Genomic DNA, 19,988 nt, shown 5'->3' on the forward strand with positions numbered 1-19,988 from the left:
GTGTCTATCTAAGATTTTTACAAATAATAAAACTCTCTTTAGAATCTTTTCGACTCGACTTAGGTTTAAAAACCTTTACTTCTTTAAAAATTTTTTTTCCTAGTGCGACAATTTCATTAAAAGATCTGCCCATAAATATTTTAGCAATAAAAATACCCTTTTCAGATATTACATCTTTTGAAAATACCATCGCCTCTTTACATAACTCTCCTGTTTGGATTGCATCAACATCTTTTATTCCAGTCGTATTTACTGCCATATCAGACATAACCACATCAATTGGATTGTTGAAATTTTTTTTTATTTTCTCTTGAATATTGGGCTCTGTGAAATCACCTTCAATTTGAATAGTGTTTTTAATTTTTTCCATTTTTTTTAGATCTATCGAGATAATTGTTCCATTTTTTACAACCTTTGAAGCATATTGAGACCAACTTCCTGGTGCAGCACCAATATCTATTACAGAAATTCCACCCTTAAAAACTTTAAACTTTTCATCAATTTCAATTAATTTATATGCAGATCTAGCTCTATAACCATCCACTTTGGATTGACGAACATAAGTATCTCTTCTTTGTTTATTAATCCAATTTTTTGAAATTTTATTTTTTTTCAACTAAATATCAAATCTTAAACTTTTATTAATCTTTTTATTATCTAAAGTTTCTAATTCTATCTTAATACTTTTATCTACCCGCATATCTTTGCCATCTTTCCATATTCCAGCTGCAAGGTGCATTATACCTATTTTGTAATTAGGAAGATAAGGTTCTACAAATGTTTTTTGATTTTCATCATATTTAGGTAAAAGATTGCTAGTGATCCAATTACAATTTAAAGGTAAAAATTCTGTTTCAAGATCGTCAATATAGACTGACATATTAATCGCTAATCCTTCAGAACCAAAAATATTTCCAGCCTTTAGTGTTTCTGATAAATTGTTTTGCCACAAGCTCCACCCTTTTGAGTTTTTTTCTAAAGAAAATACGCCAATATTAATGTGTGGAGTAAAAGCAAGTTTTCTAGCTTTATCAGTACCAATTTTTGATTTTATTGCATGTTTAAAATTCTGGGATTTGATTATTGCTAATTTTCCAAATAACCAATTTACTTTTGAAGTGATTTTGTAACCTGGTCCTATTGTTTGTGTAATACCCAACTTACCATTGTCGCAAGCTTGAAAATAGAGCTCAACAGAACTCCAATCATTTACCCAAGCATCACAATCAATCCACAAATATTTTTCATAGTTTGGAAAATATTTAGGTAAAAATGCTCTTGAAACTTGGCTTTTAAGCCATTCCTTTTCTTTAACTTTAGATTGAGGAACTTCAATATCCCACTCTGCAGATTTAATTTCATCTACTTTAGTAGATAATTTTTCTTTTTGATCTTTGTTTAAGCCTGCATCTAAAATACAGATCGCAACATTCTCACTTTCTTTGAATCTTTTTATAGAATTAATTAATTCCTCTAATAAAGGAAAATAGTTAGCATCAGCAAGAGAAACTATTGTGTTTTTTTTCATTAAAGTATGTCTTCAAGATCATCATCCTCTTGAATTTTGTCATTTTCATGTTGTTTTTTTAATTTTTGAAAATGAAAAAAGCTAATTGGTAATAAAAGTACATAAACTAAAGAACTTATTGCAATTACATTGAATGTATAAACTAACAATAGTCCAAAAAATAGAACTATACCAAATAATAAAAATATTGTTGTCTTTCTTGGTATGACAATTTTTTTAAATGAATAACTCGGAAATTTACTAATCAGAAGCAATGATGTTACCACAAAAAATATTGGAACAATGATATTAAAATTTAATTGAATATAATCAAAACCACTCAGGCTTATTATTAGCGGAGTTAATAGTAATATAGCACCTGCTGGAGATGGCACTCCTTCAAAAAAGTTATCTTTCCAGGAAGGTTCTTGATTAGAATTAACATTAAATCTTGCTAATCTTAAGGCAACACAAATTACATAAACTAAACATAGTAACCATCCAAATCGACCTAAGGTATTTAATTTCCAGAAATACATAATGAATGCTGGAGCAACCCCAAAACTTATTACATCCGTCAAAGAATCTAATTCTTTTCCAACCTTTGACGTTCCTTTTATAAGTCTTGCTATTCTTCCATCTAAGCCATCAATCAAAGCAGCAAAAATTATTGCAATAATTGCTATTTCAAATCTCCCATCCAAAGCAAATCGAATTGAACTCAAACCAATGCATACACCCATCAGGGTTAACATATTTGGTAAAATCATTCTTGCGCTTTTTTTATCCGCTACAATTTTAAGATTTGGTTTTTTTTGTTCCATATTATTTTTTTGCAAGTAATGTCTCACCTGAAATAGCTTTTTGACCAACTTTTACAAGTGGCTCATAATTTTCATAATAGATATCAGCTCTACTACCAAATCGTATCATGCCAATACGATCTCCTTGTTTCAAATCTTGATCTTTGTTTGATTCACAAACTATTCTTCGTGCAACCAGTCCAGCTATCTGAACAACTATAATATCATTGTTGTGAGGGTCTTTAATTTTAAAGTAATTTCTTTCATTATCCTCACTTGCTTTATCTAATGAAGCATTTACAAACTTGCCAGGTTTATATAAAATTTCCTCAATCTTCCCAGCACATGGAGTTCTGTTTACATGACAATCAAAAACATTCATGAAAACACTAATCTTTTTAAATCTTTTATTCTCTAGACCAAGTTCTTTAGGCCCATCAACTTCTTCAACTTTAATCACCTCACCATCTGCTGGGCTAACAAGATAATTATCATCATCGATAATAACTCTCTCTGGATCTCTAAAAAAATAATAAACCCAAATAGTTAAGACCAAACCAATAAGACCTAAGAAATTACTAAAAATATAAAATACTATTGTGATTATTCCGGCTATAACTAAAAATTTATAACCTTCAGCGTGAATTTTTGGAAATATCTTACTAAACATATTCTTCTATTTGATAATTTGTCATTAATATGTATATAAAATCGCGAAATTCAATTATTAAGATAAAAATATAAGTGAGCAAAATTAGCGTTAAAAACCCAATTGTAGAGTTAGACGGCGATGAAATGACCAGAATAATCTGGGAATTTATTAAGAAAAAATTGATACTTCCGTATTTAGATCTTGGCATCGAATATTACGATTTAGGAATGAAAAGTAGAGATGACTCTGATGATCAAATCACTATCGACTCCGCTAATGCAATTAAAAAAATTGGTGTCGGTATCAAATGTGCAACCATAACTCCAGATGAAGCAAGAGTTGAAGAGTTTAAATTAAAGAAAATGTGGAGATCTCCAAACGGAACTATCCGGAATATTATTGGAGGAACTGTATTTAGAGAACCCATAATTTGTTCTAATATTCCAAAACTCGTACCCTCTTGGTCAGACCCAGTAGTGATTGGGAGACATGCATTTGGAGATCAATATAGAGCAACTGATTTCAAAGTGCCTGGCAAAGGTAAGATGGAAGTAAAATGGACCTCTGAAGATGGTAAAGATGAAATTAAATATGAAGTATTTAATTTTACAGGACCAGGGGTTGCACTCTCAATGTATAATTTAGATAAATCAATCGAGGATTTCGCAAGATCCTGTTTTAGTTATGGATTAATTAAGAATTGGCCAGTTTACTTATCAACTAAAAATACAATTCTAAAAAAATACGATGGGAGATTTAAAGATATATTTGAGGAGGTCTATAATAAAGAATTCAAGAAAAAATTTGAGGATGCAAAAATTACTTATGAACACAGGTTAATTGATGACATGGTAGCGTGTGCAATGAAATGGAGTGGCAAGTATATATGGGCATGTAAAAATTATGATGGTGATGTTCAATCAGATACCATGGCTCAAGGATATGGTTCACTTGGTTTAATGACCAGTACACTGCTTACACCTGATGGAAAAATAATGGAGGCAGAAGCAGCTCACGGAACAGTAACTAGACATTATAGAATGCACCAACAAGGTAAAGAAACTTCAACCAATCCAATTGCCTCAATTTTTGCATGGACGAGAGGATTAGCACACAGAGGAAAACTTGATGGTAATGAAGAACTTATCAAATTTGCTAATACAATTGAAAAAGTTTGTATTGAAAGTGTTGAAAATGGCTCCATGACAAAAGATCTTGCATTATTGGTTGGGCCTTCAAGCAAATATTTAACAACCAATCAATTTCTGGATGTAATTGATAACAATCTTAAACAGAAGCTAAATTAAAGACTTTAGTTTTTCAAAAGCCTCATCAATTTTGTCTTTATCCTGTCCCCCTGCTTGGGCAAAATCTTTTCGGCCACCCCCACCTTTGCCACCAATAATTTCTGAACCTAATTTTGCAAATTTTACAGCATCATATTTATCAACTAGCTTTTCAGTAACACCAACTCCTAAACCAACTTTATCTTCACTACTTGCAAAGACAATTATAATTCCATCGCCAAGTTCTTTTTTTCCATTATCAACTAATTTTCTCAAATCTTTAGGAGGTAAATCTTGAACTTTTTGAAATCGAACTTTTATATCCTTTATTTTTTGATCATTAATAATATTTTTTGTTTTATCTTGAAGAACTGAATTAACATTTAATTGTTCAAGTTGTTTTGAAAGATTTTTTATAATTTCTTTTAAATCTTTATTATCAACTTTCGGTTTACCTCCAAATTTGATTATTTGTGATGACAAATTTTTGATAGTCTCCTCATCTTTTTTTACAGATAAAGTTGAGAGCTTTTCTTTATTCTTAATAAAATCTTCAAGCTGTTTGTCTCTTAAAGCTTCAACTCTTCTTACTCCTGCAGCAATTGATGATTGACTAATTGTCTTAAATTTTCCAATATCTCCGGTGTTTTTTACATGTGTTCCGCCGCATAATTCCGTTGAAAAATAAGCATCTTTTTCCTTACCCATTGAAACGACACGAACTTCTTCGCCGTATTTTTCACCAAAAAAAGCTAGTGCTCCCTTTTCTATTGCAGCTTTAGGTGTCATAATTCTTGTGGTCACTTCAGAACCATTTTTAACGTATTCGTTAACTAATTTATCTATTGTCTCTAATTCTTCATTAGTAATCGGTTTCATGTGACTAAAGTCAAACCTCAAACGATCTGGTGCAACTAATGATCCTTTTTGCATCACGTGCTTACCTAAAGTTCTTCTTAAAGACTCATGAAGTAAGTGAGTTGCAGAATGATAAGCTTTTAAATTATTTCTTCTTTCAACATCAATTTTCATTTCAACTACATCATTAATTTTAATTTCTCCAGTTTTAACTGATCCATAATGAACAAATAAATCTCCAAGTTTTTTTTGTGTGTCCTCAACTTCAAATACAGAATTTCCAGAAACTATTGTGCCTTTATCACCAAGTTGTCCTCCTGACTCACCATAAAAAGGAGTTTGATTAGTTATAATCATTCCTTCTTCTCCAGTAGCTAATGATTTTGACTCCTGATTGTTTTTTATTAAGTTTAACACTACTCCCTCAGATTGATTAGACTCGTAACCCAAAAATTCTGTAGGACCAGTTTTATCTTTAATTGAAAACCAAATTGCTTCTTCTGAGCTGTCCCCAGATCCTTTCCAATTCTTTTTTGCAAGTTCTTTGCTTTTTTTCATCAACTCATCAAATTTTTGATGGTCAACTTTTAATAATTTATTTTTTAAAATATCTTCTGTGAGATCTAATGGAAAACCATAAGTGTCATACAATTTAAAAGCTACTTCACCTGATAACACTTTATCAATTTTGGAAATTTCATCATTTAGAATTTTAATTCCTCGATCAAGTAAAACTAAAAATTTTTCTTCTTCCATTTTTAATGTTTCAGTTATCAAAGATTCAGATCGCTCTAACTCTGGATAATTTCCAGACATTTCATTTTTTAAAGATTCAAAAATTTTGTAAAAAATAGGTTCTTTTGATCCTAATAAATGAGAATGCCTCATACCTCTTCTCATAATTCTTCTTAAGACATATCCACGACCTTCATTAGATGGTAGAACACCTTCAGCTAAAAGAAATGAACTTGCTCTTAAGTGATCAGCAATTACTCTAAAACTTGATATGTTATTATCAGCTTGTTTAACTTTAGTTACATCTGATATCGAATTTATTAATTTCTTAAAATGATCAGTTTGATAATTGTCGTGTGTGCCTTGTAAAAGAGCGGCTATTCTCTCCAATCCCATTCCGGTATCTACAGATGGTTTAGGTAAATCTATTCTTTTATCTTTTGAAACTTGTTCATATTGCATAAATACCAAGTTCCAAATTTCAATAAAACGATCTCCATCTTGATCCTTTGTTCCTGGTAAACCACCTTTTAAATGATCGCCATGATCGTAGAATATTTCTGAGCAAGGTCCACAAGGACCTGTTTCGCCCATTGACCAGAAATTATCTAATGTCGAAATTCTGATAATTTTATCATCGCTAAAACCCGCTATTTTCTTCCAAAAATTGAAGGCTTCATCATCTTCATGGAAAACTGTTACGTAAAGTCTATTTTTATCTAAACCAAAATCTTTAGTGATTAAATTCCATGCAAGTTCAATTCCTCTTTCTTTAAAATAGTCCCCGAAAGAAAAATTTCCCAACATTTCAAAAAAAGTATGGTGTCTTGGGGTATAACCAACATTTTCTAAATCATTATGTTTACCTCCTGCTCTGACACATTTTTGCGAAGTGGTAGCTCTTTGATAATCTCTTTTTTCTAAACCAGTAAATACGTTCTTGAACTGAACCATTCCAGAATTAGCAAACATTAATGTCGGATCATTATTTGGAACTAAATTACTAGACTCAACAATCTTATGATCATTCTTTTCAAAATATTTTAAGAACGTACTTCTTATTTCATTTAATGATTTATCCGCCATACTTTAAAATACAGCTTTTTTATTCTATGTCTAGTTAGGGATAAAGGGGGGAAGGCGCTTATTACAAGCGCCTTTTATAATTTAAAGATGACCTTTAATTTTAGTTCTTTTTAGAAGGAGTAGCTTCTTTTGCAGCCTCTTCTTTTTCAGCTACTTTCTTCTCTTTTTCAATTTTTTCAGGACTTAATGGATTTCCTTCAATTTTCTTTGAAATCACACCTGCTTTTTCTCTAATTGCCATTTCTATTTCTGCAGCAACTTTAGGATTTTGAGCAAGGTAAGTTTTTGCATTTTCTCTACCTTGACCTATTTTTTCACCTTTATAAGCATACCATGCTCCTGATTTTTCAATAATGTCAGCTTTAGCACCTAGGTCAACTAACTCACCCATTTTACTAATTCCTCTGCCATACATTAAGTCAAACTCAACAACTTTAAATGGTGGTGCAACTTTATTCTTAACTACTTTCACTCTTGTAGTGTTTCCGATAATTTCATCTTTATCTTTGATAGCACCAATTCTTCTAATATCCATTCTTACAGATGAATAAAACTTCAGCGCATTTCCACCTGATGTTGTTTCTGGACTTCCAAACATAACTCCAATTTTCATTCTAATTTGGTTAATGAAAATCATCATTGTGTTTGTATTTGAAATTGAACCAGTTAATTTTCTTAAAGCCTGACTCATTAATCTTGATTGAAGACCAACATGATGATCACCCATCTCACCTTCAATTTCAGCTTTTGGAGTTAAAGCTGCAACAGAGTCAATTACGATAACTGAAATAGAGCCTGATTTTACTAGCGTATCAGCGATTTCTAGAGCTTGCTCACCTGCATCTGGTTGAGAAATTAAAAGCTCCTCAGTATTCACTCCTAATTTTTTCGCATAGACTGGATCTAAAGCATGCTCCGCATCAACGAATGCACAAATTCCACCGGCCTTTTGAGCTTCAGCAACTACTTGTAATGCTAATGTTGTTTTTCCAGAACTCTCCGGTCCATAAACTTCAATAATTCTTCCTTTAGGTAAACCACCTATTCCTAAAGCTAAATCTAAACTTAAAGAACCTGTAGATATCGACTCGATATCCATCGCTCTTTTTTCGCCCAGTTTCATAACTGAACCTTTTCCAAAATTGTCAGTTATCTGGCTAATCGCAGCATCTAAAGCTTTGTTTTTTTCTTTAATATCCAATTCTTGATCTTTCGTAGATTTAACTACTTTTAAGTTATTTTTTGTCATTTTTTGCCTCTTTTCTTGCTTTTTTTAACACTCGAATCATAGAATAAATGTACACATTTTGTTCTCATTGGCAAGATATTTTATTTTTCCTCAAAAAAACCAATAATTATCTTATTTTTAAGTAATCGCTGTTTAGCAACCCTAAGGACTTTAACAAATTAAACTGAGATAAAATGTAATTTCTCTCAGAATCTGCCAAAGAAATTTGAGCATTCAAAAGTAATGAGTTGGATTGAATGACCTCTAAAGTTGTTCTTCCTGCTCCACTATTATATTCAGCAGTAATTCCCTCATTGGCAATTTCAGCAGCTTTAACTTGGGATTGAACAGAATTAAGTAAACTTCTATTAGATTGATAATTAGACCAGGCGCTAGCGACATCAGTTTGATTTTGTTTTACGGCACTATCTAAAATCAATCTTTTTCTATTTTCTAAACTTTGATTTTTTTTATATTTAGCAATGTTTTTACCACCTGAAAAAAAAGGCCACGAAACAGTTGCTTTAACAGTATCTTTTTCTCTCTCATCATAAGTTGTATTTAAATCTTCAGTATATGATCTTTCAAAAGATAATTTCGCAGTAGGTGCTAAATCTGATTTAGCTATCGATTTATCTTTAATAGATTGTTCATACTCTAACTTTGCAATTATTAAATCAGGATTATTTTTCTTTGAAAGCTCAATGGCTGAATTAAGATCTCCTGGGAGTTCATAATTAATAATTGAACTTTTATCTAATGATTGCGCATCATTAATGCTACCTATGATATTTTCATAATTTAATTTACTGGTTAATAAATCATTTTGTGCTTTAATAAATTGTGCCTCAGCGCCTGCTAAAGAAGACTCTGATTGAGAAACATCTGATAAAGAAATTTGACCTCTGCTAAGTCTAATTCTATCAGTTTCAACTTGTCTGCTTAAAAGCTCAACATTTGTTCTATTAATTTCCAACTTTTCATTTGCCGAAATTAACCCAGTATAAGCCTCGGTAGTTTTATATAAGATATCTTGTTCTTTTTTTAATAATTTTGCTTTTGCAAGATCAATACCTATCTTATTTTTTACAAGATCTGCACCTCTACCAAAATCTATCAAAGTTTGCGTAATTGAAACTGATCTTGTTGATGGATCCACATCACTAATTGAAGCATCTCCCCCACTTTGATTAGTAAGTTTTGTGGTATCCTCCTGACTTTTAGTTCCCTCAAGTGTAATGGTTGGTAAATAAGATCCTTTTGCTATATTTAGATCTTGCTCGGAAACATTAATATTTTCTCTTTCTGCGTTCAGTTCTGAGTTATTTTTATATGCTTTTGATAAAGCACTAGAAAAGGTTTCTGCATTAACTTTTGAAAATAAAAAGAATGTACCAAAAAAAATTAAAATTATTTTTTTCATTTACTTTTATATACTGCAGATTTGATCTGATGGTTACTATTTAGATTAAATATTATAGATGCATATTTAGGCATATTTTTAAACATATTCTGAGTTATTCTTTGATATGTCTGCATAAAGTTGATGACATCTCCTCTACTCATTATTTTAATGTTCGATTTTACTTTACTTTTCACCCAAAGTTTTCTTTCTTGTTTCAATCTCCATTTCTGAAGCAAACTAAAATTTTTTGCTCTTAAATAAATCAAGCAATTAAGTTGAGAATATAAGTTTTTGTATTTTGATTTCAATTGCTGGTTCACGTATTTTCTCCAAATTTGTTTTTGATCTTTAGCTTTTTCAAGAGAATTGATGTTTTTCTTTAAAGTATTATTTTTTTCTGATTTTGCACCAACACACCAACCTTCGAAAATAATTACATCAGGTCTAACTTTTAGATCATACCAATTTTTTTTATGAAATCGGTCATCTATTGCTTTGTTAAATGCTGGCAATTTCAGTCTTTTAAATTTTCTATTTTTTGCCTTTCTAAAAAAACTCAACATCATATTAATATCATGTGTTCCTGGTACTCCTCTGGTTAAAAGCATTGGGTGAATTTTATTAGATAAATTAATTCTCTCTTTTCTAGTTTTATAAAAATCATCTATTGAAATTCTAAAAACCTTTAGTTTAAAGTACTTTGTCAAAATTATCTTAATGAGTGAACTAATTGTGGTTTTGCCTGTACCTTGACCTCCTGCTAAACCCACAAAATAAGGTCTTTTTTTATCAGCTTTTTTACTGATCCAAAAACATAATGGAATTAAGAAAGACTTTATCATTCTTTCTTTATTCTTAAATTTATCTGCTTTTGTTTCTTGAGATTTAATAAACTTTAAACAATCTTTTTTTACCTTACCAAAGCATAAGCTGAATTGTTGCATGAAAATTATTTCTTATCTAATGGATGATTTTGACCATCATTTACAGGAACTTCTTTCATATCGAAAGTATTTATTTCATCAATACAACCAACATTAAATCCTGTCATTGCCGGATTAATTCTTGGATTGTGATGTGTGTAGATCCCGCAGTCAGAACAAAAGTAATGTTTAGCTACTTTTGAATGAAATTGATAAAGTTTTAATTTATCTTGGCCTTTGGTAATTTTAAAATCTTCATTTTTTACCATTGACATAATTGCTCCTTTTCTTTTGCAAATAGAACAATTACATTTTATTACTTTAGCTAAATCTCCGTCTAAATTAATTTCTGCTTCTACAGCTCCACAATGGCAAACTAATTTTTTCATTTATAAATCTATCCTATACATTACTTCATTTCTTTTTAACATTGGTAAAGTAAATGGTGAATTATAGGATGCTCTTATCGGTGGACTTAAAATTGCAATATTATCTTGCTTAAGCTGTTTTTCTAAGATGTCTTTATTCTTTAAAAAATTTTGATCTGAAGATCTTCCAGAGTATTTAATAACAGCATAGTACCCACCTTCTATTGTTAAAACCTTTATTTCTGAATTGGATGGCTTTGGCGTATTGGTTTTATTAAATTTTGAAGGTAGATAAAACTGCATTGTCATGTTTCCATTTTTGACTTCTTGAGTGACAGGAACTGTCATTTTAATTTCTTTTTTCTCCTCATTGTTTCCTGAAATATAATTAAATAGTTTTCTAAAACCATTACCCTGTATGGAATTTGTTTCAATGACTAAACGATCAGAATATTTTCTGATTTCATATTCTTTATTTTCTTTTACTATTTCATAATTTGCTTCCTCGTATGCCATAACTTGAGAATTTAAGGTTAGTATTGAAATTAAAATTATTAAAATTACTCTCATTTGATATCCAATTAAACTATCCTTGGTTAAAGTTATCCACAAGCATACAAAATATAGTTTTGATGTTCACGTTTTGATTCAGTTTTGATTCAATTACGGACTCAAAATACAACCTATTGACTACATTGTATAACTACGCTACAAATAAGAACAAAACAAGAACATGAAGCTGACTATTCCCTATTATCTGCATAAAGCTGGCGCTGGTTTTCCATCTCCTGCCACTGATTATATCGAAGAAGATATCGATCTAAACATGCATTTAATCAAAAATGTTCCTGCCACTTTCATCATCCGAGTACAGGGAAAATCTATGGTCGATGTTGGGATTAATGATGGGGATTTATTAGTTGTCGACAAAAGTTTAAAGCCAAGAAACTTTTCAACCGTTATTGCCAATGTTCATGACGAGCTCGTAGTTAAAACTTTAGTTCAAGAAAGAGATAAAAAATTTCTATCCTCAGGCTCTAAAGATTTTTCCAATAGAATTTTGATAAATGAAGAAGAAGATGTCTTTATTTGGGGGGTTGTGACTTATGTCATCCATTCAACGTACTAAAAAAATAGGCCTGGTTGATTGTAACTCTTTCTATGTTTCATGTGAAAGATTATTCAATCCAAGAATAAGAAAAAAACCTGTAGTTGTACTATCAAATAATGATGGTTGTATTATTTCTAGATCCAATGAAGCAAAAGCTTTGGGGATTAAAATGGGTCAACCTTATTTTAAAGCAAAAAATATTATTGTTAAAAATAAAGTTGAGGTTTTTTCATCAAATTATTCTTTATATGGCGATTTATCTAGAAGAGTAATGAGAACACTTAAAAGATTTAATACTGAAATAGAAGTATATTCTATTGATGAAGCATTTATAGATTTATCCAATTTTCCAGATTCTGAAGTTGAAAAAGTTGGTAAAGAAATTAGAGAAACAGTTTTGCAATGGACTGGTATTCCAACGAGTATCGGTATTGCTAAAACTAAAACTTTGAGCAAAGTTGCAAATCATATTGCTAAGAAAAAACAATCAGGGGTAACCAGTTTAATTGGAATAGAAAATTTAGACCCTATTTTAGAAAAAGTTGAAATCAATGATATATGGGGTGTTGGCAGACAACTGACAAAATTCTATCAAAAAAATGGCATCTATAATGCTAAGCAACTTAAGAATAAATCTAATACCTGGATCAAAAAATGCTCTAATGTTTTAAGCTCTAGAACTGCAATGGAACTTAGAGGAATACCTTGTATCAATTTAGAAACTACCCAGACTAAAAGAAAGAGCTGTGTAGTTTCAAGGTCGTTTGGTAAAAGAATTGAAAAATTTCAAGAACTAAAAGAAGCAGTTGCCAACTATTGTTTAAATGCGTCTGAAAAAATTAGATCAGAATCTTTAGTTGCAAAAGCAATTACAGTTTTTGTTCGAACTAGTCCTTTTCAAAGAGACTACGGTTATTATTCAAATGCTAAAACAGTTGATTTTCCTATTGCAACAAACAATAGCATTGAAACTGTTAAGACTGCAGTTGCAATACTAGAAATTATATTCAAAAATGGTTATCGTTATCAAAAAGCAGGTGTGATGCTGACAGGACTACGTAATGACGATGGCAGAAAAAATTTATTTTCTTCTGAAAAAGATGAAAAAATAAAAAGTTTAATGCGATCAATTGATAATACTAATTATAGATATGGCAGATCCACTTTAAGTCTTGCAAGCGCTGGGGTTCACAAAAAATGGAATATGCGAAGACAATATTCGTCTAAAATAGATACTGCTGATTTTTATTGTCTACCAACGATAAGAGCTTAAACAATTAATTTTGAATTAATTTTAAAAGTTTTTCTTTACTGCTTGTTCTAAAAAGATTGTCATAGTAAACAACTTGAGTTGGGTATTCTCCATATACTTCATCGTTCCATCTACTAATCCAGCTATGATAAATTCCGAATTTATTAAAAAATTTGCCGCCATAACCTGTCCTGCCTTTGTAATCGTTGTAGAGTACATCATCAACATACATCTTAATAAATCCTTTGTCTGGATCTTTAGACATTTTGGTATGGAATATAATAGTTGTCCACTTGCCTCTCATGTCATCAATTTTGAGATCTTTGTATATCAATCCTTGAGAGTCCATTCCATTTACAGCAAAATATCTCGGTTCTAAATTACCTCTTTTAACTCTAAGCATCATCCTAGGATGTCTTTGTTGATTAGTATTTCCCCATTCATATATCTGAAAAAGAGAAGTGCTAACAGGCTCAACTGTTTTGAAATCTTTTGGAATAAAAATACTTACTGAAATCCACTTCTCACCCGTATATCTAGGTTTTGCAGAATACTCACTTCTTGCTCGATCTCCACCTCCATGTCCAACCACAGCATCTCTACCATTATTTACACAATCGGAATAATCACCATCTTGATCCCTGCCACAATCTCTAGGTAACAATGTTATCTTCCAAGCTTTTTCACCTAAAGCTGGAGAGGTGACAGTTTCTCTAAACTTAGAAAGCTTCTTACCTTTTGCTACACTTTTTTTCCATTGAAGATTTGTAATTTCTTTTGCATCAACTTTGTTTAGAAAATTGGATGATCCTAAAAAAGTTATAGTTATAAAAATTGTAACAAAAATTTTTTTCATAAAACTTATTTAATATTTTCTATATCGTTTATATTAGATAAAGCTTTATCAAATTCAGCCATATTTTCTCTTAAAGCTAAATTCGAAATTGAGTAGACGGCTATTAATAAAAATACCAAAGGCAATGCCGTCACCACAGAGGCATTACTCTTAATAAATAAGATATATAAAATAATAAATAAACCTGAACGAATTAAAAATGTTTTTCTAAAAACACTCATGATTGAAAACGAATGCTTTACTAAATTAAAAAAACTCATTTTCGATGGACCAAAATATCTAGTGCCTCTAGTGGATGGTATTGGCAATAAATTATTTTCAATTTTTTTTAATGATCCAGAAAAACTATTCCAGGTAGCTTTTTCTTTGATCATTTTTTCAACTGTGCTTTTTGGGAGGCATGTATAGTTTCCAAATTTAATTGATTTACCAGTAAAAGTTAATGTAATTAATTTATGCAATTGATAACAAATTTTAAAAATTAATTTTTCTGATCTTTTTACTCTCTCACCAACTATTGGATTATTATTTGAATTTTCTATTTGATTGATAAATTCTTTAATTTCTTCTGGTCTATCTTCGCCGTCACCATCCATTGGAATTACGTAATCAAAGTCTTCTTTTTCAAAGATATATTTCAATGCAGTTGCAATACATCTTGTGTGACCTTGATTAATTTTCATATTTAAAATTTTAATTGAATATATATTGTTAAAAACCTTTTGCCTCTCTTGACGATCATGTGTTGAAGCATCATTGACAATAATCACTGAGATTTCGTGGTCCAAATCCGAAATATTATTATCAATTTCGTTCAGCAGTTTAGAAACTGATTGCCAGTCATTATAAATAGGTACTAAAATTTTAATTTTCATTTAAAATATTAATATCTTCCTAAACAGACATCACCTACACAAATAAATTGTGATGAATTATTGAGTATCTCTTTATTATTTAACCCCTCCCACTTTGGTCTAGATTTTAAGTGATATGAGAGATTACCAGCTTTCCACTCATCGCCAGTTACAAATTGAATTTCTTTATCAAAATCTTGATCCCAGACATATTGAATTTTCATTGCAATTTCTTTTCCAGGATAATCCGTTCGTTTATCAGTCTGTGATAATGAGACATAAGAATAAAGAATAGGAGATAGAAAAAATAAAAATAGAAATCCATAAAGAAATGAATTTATTTTTTTCAAATTAATTTGTGATTTAAGAAGATATAAAAATAACACTCCAAAAAATAAATAAAAAGGGGTCATCCACATCGTTCTAATCTTTGAACCAGTAATCAATGATGTCAGAAACATAAAAATAATAGGCATAAAGTTAATAAATAGTAGAAATATTAATTTTTTATCTTTTATATTGAGCTTAAATTTTATTTTTTTAGCGAGCAACCAAATCAAAAAGAAGAAGGGAACCAGGATTCCAATTTGTTTTGATAAAAATAATACTGGATTACTAATGTGATCTAAAATTCCAGAACTTTCTAATCCTGTTCGGTTTAATCCATACGTTATAGTTATAAAATCATTGTTGAAGAGCCAAATAAAATGGGGAACTAATAGAACTAAAAATACCTCAATTGTTATCAAATATTTAAAATCAAATTTTTTAGTTTTTTTGAAAAAAATTAAATAAATGAATAGTAGATCTATTGATACCAAAAGGTAGATAAACAAGTATTTAGATAAAAAACCAATCGCACCAAATAAGCCAAATAGAAAACAATCTGAAAATTTTATTTCCTGTGATGAATAAATTTTCCATGAATAATAAACAACTAATGACCAAAATGGTAATTGGCAAACATTTACATTAAATTCAGGAGAGGTGAAATTATAGAAATAGATAGAAACTAATAATAAAACAGAAATTAAACTTAATTTTAAATCTCTAAAAATTTCAAAAGCAAATTTAAATACGTAATAAAAAGAAATTATCACAAATATTTGACTTAATAAATAATAAACCCAATCTTGAGTACCAAAGATTTGAAAAAGAACTTCAGGAAAAAAAGCACTCATGGGAGGATGTTTATTAAAACCCCAATCTAAATTACTTCCCCATGCTAATGCTTCAATTGTGTCTAATGGTAAATTTTTATTTGTTAATGAGGGAATCAGTGTCCAAATTATTAAATGCGACAATGCAAAAATAAAAAATATATTATTAATATTTCTATCCAGAACATTCATAAGTAAATATTTACAATAATTAACGTTGCTTGACACCCCTATTTTGCTGAATATACTCCCTCGAATTCAAATTGAAAAATGCCTAAAACTAGTAAAGTTAAGAAAAAGGTTACTAAAGCTAAATCTAAAACTGTAACTAAAGCAAAACCTAAGACCATCAGTAAACCAAAAGAAGTTAGCAAAGGACCTATTAAAATTTCCAAAACATATATTCCAAAAGAAACTGAAAAATATATGTGCGAAAAACATAAGGTTTTTTTTAGAATGAAATTACAAGAATGGAAAAAAGAGCTGGTTAGAGCAAACAATGAAGCTCTGTATAACGGCAGTATGGATGATAATAGTATTTCAGCCGATATTGTCGATCAAGCAAGTTCATACACAGATAAAAATGTTGAAATGAAAGCAATCAATAGACAAATCAAACTGATTTCAGAAATTGATAAAGCTTTAGCTAGAATAAGAGAAGATACTTATGGATTTTGCCTAGATACTGCAGAACCAATAGGGCTAAAAAGACTCATGGCGAGACCTGTTGCAAAATATACTATAGCTGCACAAGAAAAACATGAGAAAGATGAGAAAGTTCATGCAGATGACTAAAAAAAAGAAAAGTAAAAAAGTTCATAACCCAATTACCTATAATTTTACCAAAAAATATATTTACTATTATTATGGTTTTTTTTGGATTCTATTATTGTTATTCGTATTCATTAATTAAATGAACCAAAAATTAATTTTAATAATTATTGCAATTGTAGCTATAGAACTATCCGGTCACGGAATTTTTGCTTCACTATTTAGGTTAATTAGCTCAATGAATTAGGGCTTCGGTGGAACTTCATCTGTATTCATAAATTTAAAACCATTCTTCACCGCTTCTCTTTCAGATATCTCAACATACCATCTAGTAAGATTTTTATAATTTTTAAGACCAATGTCATGCCACTCATGTCGTGCTATCCAAGGAAAAGTTCCTATGTCAGCAATTGTATAATTTTCTCCAGCTAGAAATCTTGCTCTAGACAGTCTTGCGTCTAATTCCTCATATATTCTTTTAGAAATCTTGAAGTATCTTTCTTCACCAAACTGACTTTTACCTGGATTGTAATGATGAAATTGATGATGTTGTCCTAACATAGGTCCAACATAACCCATCTGCGCCATCAGCCATTGGTTTATCTCTAATCGATCTTTTGTGTCATAAAATTTTCCACTTTGTTCGGCTAAATACATTAAAATTGCACCTGACTCGAAAATATTTTTATTATTATCCTGATCAATGATCACTGGTATTTTACTAAATGGACTTATCTTTTTAAATTCAGGTTTAAATTGATCACCTTTGTTGAGATCTATATTAACTACTTTGTATTCATAGCCAATCTCCTCAAGCATGATGCTTATTTTTTTTCCGTTAGGAGTGTTGGCAGAGTAAAGTTCAATCACTCTTTTTTCCAAGTCTTTTCAATAAGTTTGATGAGGTTGTTGTAAATTCAAATCTATATTTTTCATTGGGTCTTGCTAATTTAAAACAAGCTCTTGCAGCTAAAGCACCTTCATGAAAACCAGATAAGATTAATTTTAATTTGCCAGGGTAATTACAGATATCCCCTACTGCATAAATTCCTTTTTGATTAGTCTCAAATTTTTCTGTATCTACTTCAATTGTTTTTTTATCAATATTTAATCCCCAATTAGCAATTGGTCCGAGCTGCATAATTAAACCAAAAAAACCTAATACATAATCAGTTTTTAAATTTTTAATCTCATTGTTATCATGTTTGATATCAATACTTTCTAAATTTTGATCTCCTTTAACAGAAGCCATTTGATATTGGGTAAATAAATTTATTTTTCCATCTTTTGCAAGTTGATGAACTTTATCTATTGTGGCTTGTGCACCTCTAAATTCGTCTCTTCTGTGTATCAAATTCACACTACATTCTTTTGATAATTCAACAGCCCAATCTAAGGCGCTGTCTCCACCACCGAAAATTGATACAGTTTTGCCAGTAAATATCTTTTTATCTTTTACCGAATAAAATAAAGATTTATTTTCAAATTTTTCACACTCTTTTGGAGAAAACTTTCTTGGTTCAAATGAACCAACACCTCCTGCAATGATTACATTAGGTGTTGAAAAAGATTTGTTATTATTAGTTTTTACCAACCAATTATCATTATCTTTTTTAACTTCTTCCACTCTTTCACTTAAATGAAATTTAATATCAAATGGTTTTAATTGGTTGATTAAGTTATTTGTTAATTCTTCACCCGTACATTCAGGCACAGCGGGTATATCATAAATTGGTTTATCTGGATAAAGCTCAATACATTGACCACCAATCTTATCTAAATTATCAACTACTTCACAATTAAGACCAATTAGTTTTAACTGATGCGCGGTAAATAAACCTGTTGGACCTGCACCAATTATTAATGCATCTGTTTTGATCATTTAGGCTTGCTTCGATGGAATACTTACTTCAAGACCATCTATTTCATCTGAGACTACAATTTGACAACTGAGTCTACTATTTGTTTTAGGTTCAAATGCCATATCTAACATATCTTCTTCACCGTCTTCTTTTTTAGGAATTTTATTAAACCAATCTTCTTTGACATAAACATGGCAGGTCGCACAAGCCATTCCTCCACCACAATCAGCGTCAATTCCTGGAATATCATTTTGTATAGCCCCTTCCATAACAGTCAGGCCATTTTGAACTTCAACTTCGTGCTTTTGATTGTCGTGGGTAATGTATGTAATTTTTGCCATTTGATTTGATATAGGTATAAAAAAAAATAGGGCAAGTATGTAAAAACATACTCGCCCTATAAATTTATTTTAAAGCGTAATTATCTTGCTCTTGCACCAGCTGAACTTACTGCAGCAGCCCAGATTACTAGACCGAATGCAATTTTGTTAATAAAGTCAGCTAAGTTGTAAATCACGTTTAGTGAGTCAGCGTCTACTCCACCTGTTAGGTAACCAAAAATGTAACCTAATGGGTAAATAGCCCATCCTACTGTTACGATCATTCTCATTGCACCAAAAGCAGTAACAAGTGCTTTGTTTCCACTCTTAGCAGCAGCTTTTCCAGCTTCTCCTGAGAATATTTCATATAGAATGTATATCCATCCTGCCATACCGATTACAAAACCGAGTGTAGCGTTGATATATCCAGCTTCTCCTAAATATCCACCGATTAACATTACTAATGAACCGATTAACAATCTCCAGAACATTCCAGAGTTTGCTTTTCTTACAGCTGCTAGAATTAAGTAGAACTCTATCATCTGTAATGGCACAGTAATTAACCAGTCAATATATCTATACACTGTAGGTGAATCACCAGTAGTCACCCATACATCCCTCATGTACATGTAATGGATGAATGCAATACCAGTTACAAGACCAGCAACAGTTACTGACGTTTTCCAGCCAGGAGCTACAGTTCCTCTTTCCATGAAGAAGAAAGCAGTAGCAGCCAACATACCCATTGAAATTATCCAGAAAGATATCCCAACAAAGTCATCTTGAGCTAACATAGTGGTCGCTGCGTTTGCAACACCTGTTATACCGATAAGGGCAACAGCTGCTAATGCAAACATTTTAAGTTTTTTCATAAAAAACTCCCTCTTTAGTTAGTTTTTATTAGTTTATATAAACTAAGCTTAGGTCGCCCTAAGCAAAAGTTGTGGTTAA

At 30.7% G+C, this 19,988-nt stretch carries 21 protein-coding genes; 4 read left to right on the plus strand and 17 right to left on the minus strand.

Features of this window, described 5'->3' with window-relative positions:
• Positions 1–4 precede the first annotated feature (4 nt).
• Genes ACTT83_RS04490 through ACTT83_RS04505 form a run of 4 tightly spaced genes read right to left on the minus strand, consistent with a single transcriptional unit; the run spans position 5 to position 2,980 of the window.
• Positions 5–616 (minus strand): RlmE family RNA methyltransferase, encoded by a 612-nt coding sequence (locus ACTT83_RS04490; RefSeq protein ID WP_440918925.1) that lies wholly within the window; start codon positions 614–616, stop codon positions 5–7.
• Entirely contained in the window at positions 617–1,528 is a 912-nt protein-coding gene (locus tag ACTT83_RS04495) for a glycosyltransferase (RefSeq protein WP_440918926.1), read from the minus strand.
• Complete coding sequence (pssA, locus tag ACTT83_RS04500; protein ID WP_440918927.1) at positions 1,528–2,331, minus strand: CDP-diacylglycerol--serine O-phosphatidyltransferase; 804 nt, start codon at positions 2,329–2,331, stop codon at positions 1,528–1,530. Before pssA ends, ACTT83_RS04495 begins: the two co-directional genes overlap by 1 nt.
• Before the next feature lies 1 nt (position 2,332).
• Positions 2,333–2,980: a phosphatidylserine decarboxylase gene (locus ACTT83_RS04505; protein ID WP_440918928.1), complete on the minus strand. Its 648-nt coding sequence runs from the start codon at positions 2,978–2,980 to the stop codon at positions 2,333–2,335.
• 74 nt (positions 2,981–3,054) lie between these two features.
• Between ACTT83_RS04505 and ACTT83_RS04510 the strand changes: the two genes are divergently transcribed.
• Positions 3,055–4,269 (plus strand): NADP-dependent isocitrate dehydrogenase, encoded by a 1,215-nt coding sequence (locus tag ACTT83_RS04510; protein ID WP_440918929.1) that lies wholly within the window; start codon positions 3,055–3,057, stop codon positions 4,267–4,269.
• Here ACTT83_RS04510 and alaS read toward each other — a convergent pair.
• The 6 genes from alaS to ACTT83_RS04540 form a co-directional block, all read right to left on the minus strand.
• Positions 4,261–6,927 (minus strand): alanine--tRNA ligase, encoded by a 2,667-nt coding sequence (gene alaS, locus ACTT83_RS04515; protein WP_440918930.1) that lies wholly within the window; start codon positions 6,925–6,927, stop codon positions 4,261–4,263. The genes ACTT83_RS04510 and alaS overlap by 9 nt on opposite strands.
• A 100-nt stretch (positions 6,928–7,027) precedes the next feature.
• Entirely contained in the window at positions 7,028–8,176 is a 1,149-nt protein-coding gene (recA, locus tag ACTT83_RS04520; RefSeq protein WP_440915940.1) for a recombinase RecA, read from the minus strand.
• 106 nt (positions 8,177–8,282) lie between these two features.
• Entirely contained in the window at positions 8,283–9,578 is a 1,296-nt protein-coding gene (locus ACTT83_RS04525; protein ID WP_440918931.1) for a TolC family protein, read from the minus strand.
• Positions 9,575–10,504, minus strand: a complete 930-nt coding sequence (locus ACTT83_RS04530; protein WP_440918932.1) for a uridine kinase — start codon at positions 10,502–10,504, stop codon at positions 9,575–9,577. The genes ACTT83_RS04525 and ACTT83_RS04530 overlap by 4 nt, the downstream gene beginning before the upstream one ends.
• Before the next feature lie 5 nt (positions 10,505–10,509).
• On the minus strand, positions 10,510–10,872 hold the full coding sequence (locus tag ACTT83_RS04535; protein ID WP_440918933.1) for a GFA family protein: 363 nt from the start codon (positions 10,870–10,872) through the stop codon (positions 10,510–10,512).
• Positions 10,873–11,421, minus strand: a complete 549-nt coding sequence (locus ACTT83_RS04540) for an SOUL family heme-binding protein (protein ID WP_440918934.1) — start codon at positions 11,419–11,421, stop codon at positions 10,873–10,875.
• Positions 11,422–11,584: 163 nt separating this feature from the next.
• Here ACTT83_RS04540 and ACTT83_RS04545 point away from each other — a divergent pair, with 163 nt between their 5' ends.
• Positions 11,585–11,980, plus strand: a complete 396-nt coding sequence (locus tag ACTT83_RS04545; RefSeq protein ID WP_440918935.1) for a LexA family protein — start codon at positions 11,585–11,587, stop codon at positions 11,978–11,980.
• Complete coding sequence (locus ACTT83_RS04550; RefSeq protein ID WP_440918936.1) at positions 11,958–13,235, plus strand: Y-family DNA polymerase; 1,278 nt, start codon at positions 11,958–11,960, stop codon at positions 13,233–13,235. Before ACTT83_RS04545 ends, ACTT83_RS04550 begins: the two co-directional genes overlap by 23 nt.
• A gap of 4 nt (positions 13,236–13,239) precedes the next feature.
• Here the strand turns inward: ACTT83_RS04550 and ACTT83_RS04555 are convergent, their stop codons facing one another.
• The 3 genes from ACTT83_RS04555 to ACTT83_RS04565 are packed head-to-tail and all read right to left on the minus strand — an operon-like array spanning position 13,240 to position 16,228.
• Entirely contained in the window at positions 13,240–14,070 is an 831-nt protein-coding gene (locus ACTT83_RS04555) for a heparin lyase I family protein (RefSeq protein WP_440918937.1), read from the minus strand.
• Positions 14,071–14,075: 5 nt separating this feature from the next.
• Positions 14,076–14,945, minus strand: a complete 870-nt coding sequence (locus ACTT83_RS04560; RefSeq protein WP_440918938.1) for a glycosyltransferase — start codon at positions 14,943–14,945, stop codon at positions 14,076–14,078.
• A gap of 8 nt (positions 14,946–14,953) precedes the next feature.
• Positions 14,954–16,228, minus strand: coding sequence for a glycosyltransferase family 39 protein (locus ACTT83_RS04565; RefSeq protein ID WP_440918939.1), 1,275 nt, complete (start codon positions 16,226–16,228; stop codon positions 14,954–14,956).
• Positions 16,229–16,354: 126 nt separating this feature from the next.
• Here ACTT83_RS04565 and ACTT83_RS04570 point away from each other — a divergent pair, with 126 nt between their 5' ends.
• Positions 16,355–16,879 carry a TraR/DksA family transcriptional regulator gene (locus ACTT83_RS04570; RefSeq protein WP_440918940.1) on the plus strand — a complete coding sequence of 175 codons (525 nt, stop codon included), beginning with the start codon at positions 16,355–16,357 and terminating at the stop codon, positions 16,877–16,879.
• Positions 16,880–17,098: 219 nt separating this feature from the next.
• Here the strand turns inward: ACTT83_RS04570 and ACTT83_RS04575 are convergent, their stop codons facing one another.
• The 4 genes from ACTT83_RS04575 to ACTT83_RS04590 form a co-directional block, all read right to left on the minus strand.
• Positions 17,099–17,725, minus strand: a complete 627-nt coding sequence (locus tag ACTT83_RS04575) for a glutathione S-transferase family protein (protein ID WP_440918941.1) — start codon at positions 17,723–17,725, stop codon at positions 17,099–17,101.
• Complete coding sequence (locus ACTT83_RS04580; RefSeq protein WP_440918942.1) at positions 17,718–18,737, minus strand: NAD(P)/FAD-dependent oxidoreductase; 1,020 nt, start codon at positions 18,735–18,737, stop codon at positions 17,718–17,720. The genes ACTT83_RS04575 and ACTT83_RS04580 overlap by 8 nt, the downstream gene beginning before the upstream one ends.
• Complete coding sequence (locus ACTT83_RS04585) at positions 18,738–19,058, minus strand: 2Fe-2S iron-sulfur cluster-binding protein (protein WP_440918943.1); 321 nt, start codon at positions 19,056–19,058, stop codon at positions 18,738–18,740. It lies immediately after the preceding gene.
• A gap of 80 nt (positions 19,059–19,138) precedes the next feature.
• Positions 19,139–19,909, minus strand: a complete 771-nt coding sequence (locus ACTT83_RS04590) for a bacteriorhodopsin-like (protein ID WP_440917343.1) — start codon at positions 19,907–19,909, stop codon at positions 19,139–19,141.
• Positions 19,910–19,988: the final 79 nt, after the last annotated feature.

Origin of the sequence: Candidatus Pelagibacter sp., from assembly GCF_052049775.1 — a bacterium.
Classification (GTDB): domain Bacteria; phylum Pseudomonadota; class Alphaproteobacteria; order Pelagibacterales; family Pelagibacteraceae; genus Pelagibacter.